The 242-nt window shown below is 67.8% G+C and carries 1 protein-coding gene; it reads left to right on the forward strand.

What is annotated here, in order from left to right; all coding sequences use genetic code 11:
* On the forward strand, positions 1-242 hold a 242-nt coding region (locus tag SB772_RS44900; protein WP_410839140.1), incomplete at both ends, for an iron chelate uptake ABC transporter family permease subunit.

A 242-nucleotide genomic window follows, 5' to 3' on the forward strand; every position in this document is an offset into this window, starting at 1 on the left:
TTATCGGCTTCCTCGGCCTTGCCGCCCCGGCGATCGCTCGTTTTGCCGGTGCCCGCACCACGACGCAGCTCGTCATCGCTGCGCCGCTGACAGGTGCCGCGCTGCTGTTCTTCACCGATTGCCTGACGCAGCTTCTTGGTCCGGGCTTTACCGATCTTGCTCCCGCGGGCGCGGCAACCGCGCTGCTCGGCGGCCCGCTGCTGCTTTATCTCCTGCCACGCGTCCACTCCTTCGCGTCGGTC

It is taken from the genome of Paraburkholderia sp. SIMBA_030, assembly GCF_046535245.1.
Lineage (GTDB): Bacteria > Pseudomonadota > Gammaproteobacteria > Burkholderiales > Burkholderiaceae > Paraburkholderia.